This is a genomic window from Desulfuromonadales bacterium, from assembly GCA_035620395.1.
Taxonomy (GTDB): Bacteria; Desulfobacterota; Desulfuromonadia; order Desulfuromonadales; family DASPGW01; genus DASPGW01.
Window position 1 is genome coordinate 1 of record DASPGW010000079.1, and the last position, 4250, is coordinate 4250.

Consider the following 4250-nt stretch of genomic DNA (forward strand, 5'->3'; position numbering starts at 1 on the left):
CCCATGAAGGAGATCAGGCCGGCCATCGAGATGAAGGAGGCGGCCGACATCCAGTCGGCGCCGGTCGCCATCCCGTTCATGAACGCCGGAACCGACTGCTCGGCAGCGTAGAAGTCGCCGGTCGATTTGGCGCGCGCTGCGATGGCGATGTAGATGTACAGGGAAAAGCTCAACCCCGTAAGAATCCATGTCCAGGTCAGAATACTCATAATTTGTCACCTCATGATGATTTTTGTTGTTTATGCGCGTACGGCGTCAAGGTCAGGGAGGTTACCCTTCGTGCACGTCATACTTGATGTCGAGCCTGTTCATCATGGCGACATAGGTCCAAATCAGAACAACAAAAGTGATCATGGATCCTTGATTGGCGAACCAGAAGCCGAGGGGAAAGCCGGCGACTTTTATGGCGTCGAGCTGATCGACGACCATGATCCCGCAGAAGAATGATACGAAAAACCAGATCGCCAGATGGACGACGATGATGACCAGGTTTTCCTTCCAATACGCCTGTTGCTTTGCTGCATCCATAGTTTTCCTCTCCTCGCATTTGATGGCTGTTCAATGTTGGTTTACTGGCATACCGATCTTCGTACCAGCACACCTCCTTTCCGCAGTTGTGTTACGATGTTTTGACCCCGTTAAAAATACACTGTTTTAACCGCATTGGTTGGCATTTCATTCAATAAAAACGACTTCTTATAAAAACCATGTTCGCATAAGTTCCAGAGGTATTGGCAAGTAAATTCAGGCGTATACGGTCAAAATAGCCGACAGTTCACGACTAGTCAATAGAAAAATATAACCTCGTTTGAAATTTTCTATCACTGGTGATGCCCCACCTCCCGGGGATTGCCGGACATGCCATTATTTTCAGTAGTATAGCAGCGAAACGTGAGTTTGCAGAGGCGCTGGTGGGTTTTACCTGCGACACCCTGTTTTGTGCTGTCTCGGGATCGCAGGCTGTTCGGAATGTCGGAACAGCAACATTAAATGAAAGGTTGCATAGAATCGCAAATCGAGGAAGAATGTCCCGTTGCCGAATTTCCCCGGTGGGGGTGCCATGCCTTACAATGCCATCAATGAAGAGGGATTCTTCTTCATCACCATCGAAACGCTCTGCCAACGGCCGCCGATCACCTGCGCCCCGGACATGGACGTGGTCGCCATGGCCAGGCTCATGCAGGAACACGATATCTCGGGGCTGGTAGTCGTCGAGGGGGATGCGCCGGTCGGTACTCTGTCCATCCGTGACCTGCGCAAACTCATCGCCGAGTCCGGCGGAGCGCTTGGCGGTCATAAGGTCCGGGACATCATGCGCCCCGGCATCGTCACCATCCGCCTCCGGGATCATGTCTACGAGGCCATCTTCCGGATGGCCCAGCACGACGTCCACCGGCTCGGGGTCGTCGACGACGAGGGGAGGCTGGCCGGCGTCATCACCGACACCGACCTTCTGCGAATTCAGACGCACACCCCCCTCTATCTCAACCAGGAAATAGCCGCCGCCCAGTCCATCGGGGAGTTGAAGGCGCTGAACGTGCGGATGCTCGAAATGGTGCGGTTTGCCACCCGCGCCGGCGCCGGCACCAAAAGCCTGGTCGAACTCATCTCGCATCTTAACGACGCCTTCACCTTGCGCATCATCGCTCTGCTGGAAAGCACCGAAGGGATTCGTCTGCCCGAAGGCGCCGCCTATCTGGTGCTGGGCAGCGAAGGGCGCGGTGAACAGACCCTGCGCACCGACCAGGACAGCGCCATGGTCTACGCCGACGATTTCCCGCCGGAGAAGCTCGGCGAACTGGAACGCTTCGCCACCCGGCTCGCCGAGGCCCTGGATGAGGTGGGGGTGCCCCGCTGCCCGGGCAACACCATGGCGAGCAACCCCCAGTGGCGCCATAGCCTGTCTGAATGGAAAGAACTCCTCAGCCAGTGGATTCACGTGCCCAAGGGGGAGCACATGGTCAACTTCGGCATGTTCCAGGATTTCCGGGCTCTTTACGGCGATCAAACGCTCGAGCGACAGCTGCACGAACACCTCCTGGCCACGGTCAGGCGTCATGCCCTGTTTTTCCCCTATGCGGCGCGAAACATCGTGCGCTTTCCGCCGCCCCTCGGGATGTTCGGTCGCATCCGGGTCGAGCGGAGCGGCGAACACCGGGGCAAGGTCGAGCTGAAAAAGGCGGGTATCTTCGCCATCACCGAAGGCGTGAGCCTCCTGGCCCTCGAAGCCGGCATCGTCGGCGGCAGCACCTGGGACAAAATCGAACGGCTTCGGGAGCTGAGCGTCCTTTCGGCCGGAGCCCTGGAAAACATCGACGAATCCTTTACCTATCTCGTGCAGCTCCGGCTGCAGCGGCAACTCCGGGCCCTTTCGGAAGGCAACAAGCCCGCCAATACGGTCGATCCCCTGGTGATGACCGACAAGGATCGGGATCGGTTGCGGGAAGCCCTCAAGGGGGTCGGTACCTTCCTGCGGATGATCCGCGACCACTACAAGCTCGATTTCATTTCCCGCTGAGAGCCCGCAGCCAAACCTCCTGTTTCCGTGTTCCGCTGAAATTCTGGTGAATGAATGCAGATTCTCTCCATCCATCTGAAGAACATCAAATCCCACCGTGACATCGAACTTGATTTCTCGCCCGGCATCAATGTCCTCTCCGGTCCGAACGGCGTCGGCAAGAGCACCATCTTCGAAGCCATCGGCTATGCCCTGTTCGGCGTCGACGCCCGGGATTTCGTCGGCAATATCGAGCGCTTCATTTCGATCGGGGCCAAGAAAGGGGAGATTGCCGTCGATTTCCAGCTGGATAGCGGCGAGAAGTTCCGTGTCACCCGGACCGTCGGGGCAGCTTCCCGATGGCTGCTGCACAAGGAGGTCGGCGGCGCTTTCGAAGTGGAGGACCACGCCAGCGCCCACGAGACCGAGGCGCGCCTCAGGGAACTGCTCGGCCTCGACAACGGCCGCCCCCTGGCCGAGCAGTTCAAGCTGGTCATCGGTCCCTTCCAGAACGACTTCCTCGGTCCCTTCGTCATCCGGCAGGCGACGAAGCGCAAGGATGCGTTCGACGAGATCCTGGGAATCGATGCCTGGCGCAAGACGTTTGACGGGACCCGGGAGATGCTCACGGCGTTGAAGAGACGGATCGAGGTGCTTGACGCCGAGGTGACGGTGAAGCAGGAGCAGTTCGCCGTCCTGCCGGAAAAGAAGAAGGCGCTGGCCGAGGTGGAGGCGCAATGGCAGGAGCGGCAGAGGTCGCTGACGGAAAAGGGTGCCGCCCTGCCGCAGGCGGAGTCGCGCCTCGCCGAGCTCGATGCACTGGAGAGGTCGATCAACACCATTCAGGCCGACATTCATGGCCTGGAGAACCGCATCCGCGACGGCGAGGGTAAGGTCGTCGACCAGAAACAACGGGTGGCCGAGGCCGGCAACGCCCGGGAGGTACTGGAGCGGAGCCGCGCCGGCAAGGAGGCCTTCGAGCGGGCCGAGGCGAGCCTTGGCGCGTTGCGGCAACGGGAGCAGCAGCGGCGGGCAGCGGAGCAGGAGGTTGCCGGCCTCGAAAAAGAGGCCCTGCGGCTGACCCAGACTCTCGACCATGAGCGGCGGGAGATCGCCAAGACTGAGAAGCAACTGGCGGAGGAGGAGGGTCGTTTGGCCGAAGCCCGCGAAGGACAGCGGGCCGACGGGAAACTGGTGAAAAACGCTGCCCGGATTCCGGCTCTGCGCCAGGAGGTCGAGAAGCTGAGGTCGACTCGCGGTCTGTTGGAGGGGCGTCGGGACAGCCTGCTGGATGGGCGGGAGAAACTCGGCGAGGGGATCTGCCCGTTTTTCCAGGAGCCCTGCCTGAATGTGGCCGGCAAGGCCTCCCGGGACGTGTTCACGACCAGGGTCGAGGATCTCGACCGGGACATGCTCGAGCTGGACAAAAGGATCGAAGAACTGGGCCGGGACCTCTGCACGGCCGAAATGGCACAGAGGGAATTGAGCGCCCTGGAAGTTCGGATGCAGGAGCTGGAAAAGCAGGGCAAGGGCCTGGAACAGCGCCGCGGGGAGACGCGCCAGCGGGCCGCCGGCCTGGTGAAGCTGCAGTCGGAGCAGGCGGCGGCCGTCGAGAGTGCGGCGGCCGGCAAGGAAGGTCTCAAGGCCTTTGCCCGGCTGGATGAGGAGATCGCCGGGGTACAAAAGGGGATGGCTGGTTGTCAAGTGGCCAGGGATGCTTTCTTCGCCCATCAGAAGATGGCCGAGGATCTTC

The 4250-nt window shown here is 60.1% G+C and carries 4 protein-coding genes; 2 read left to right on the top strand and 2 right to left on the bottom strand.

Features of this window, described 5'->3' with window-relative positions:
* Together VD811_04615 and VD811_04620 are read right to left on the bottom strand one after the other, a co-directional pair.
* The coding region (locus VD811_04615) for a cation acetate symporter (GenBank protein ID HXV20263.1) at positions 1 to 209 on the bottom strand (209 nt) is incomplete at its 3' end.
* Positions 210 to 270: 61 nt separating this feature from the next.
* The gene (locus tag VD811_04620) at positions 271 to 528 is read right to left on the bottom strand and encodes a DUF4212 domain-containing protein (protein HXV20264.1); all 258 of its coding nucleotides are present in this window, start codon (positions 526 to 528) and stop codon (positions 271 to 273) included.
* Between the two features lie 532 nt (positions 529 to 1060).
* Here VD811_04620 and VD811_04625 point away from each other — a divergent pair.
* Positions 1061 to 2518 (top strand): DUF294 nucleotidyltransferase-like domain-containing protein, encoded by a 1458-nt coding sequence (locus VD811_04625; protein ID HXV20265.1) that lies wholly within the window; start codon positions 1061 to 1063, stop codon positions 2516 to 2518.
* Between the two features lie 54 nt (positions 2519 to 2572).
* Positions 2573 to 4250: SMC family ATPase (locus VD811_04630; protein HXV20266.1), on the top strand; the 1678-nt coding region annotated here is incomplete at its 3' end.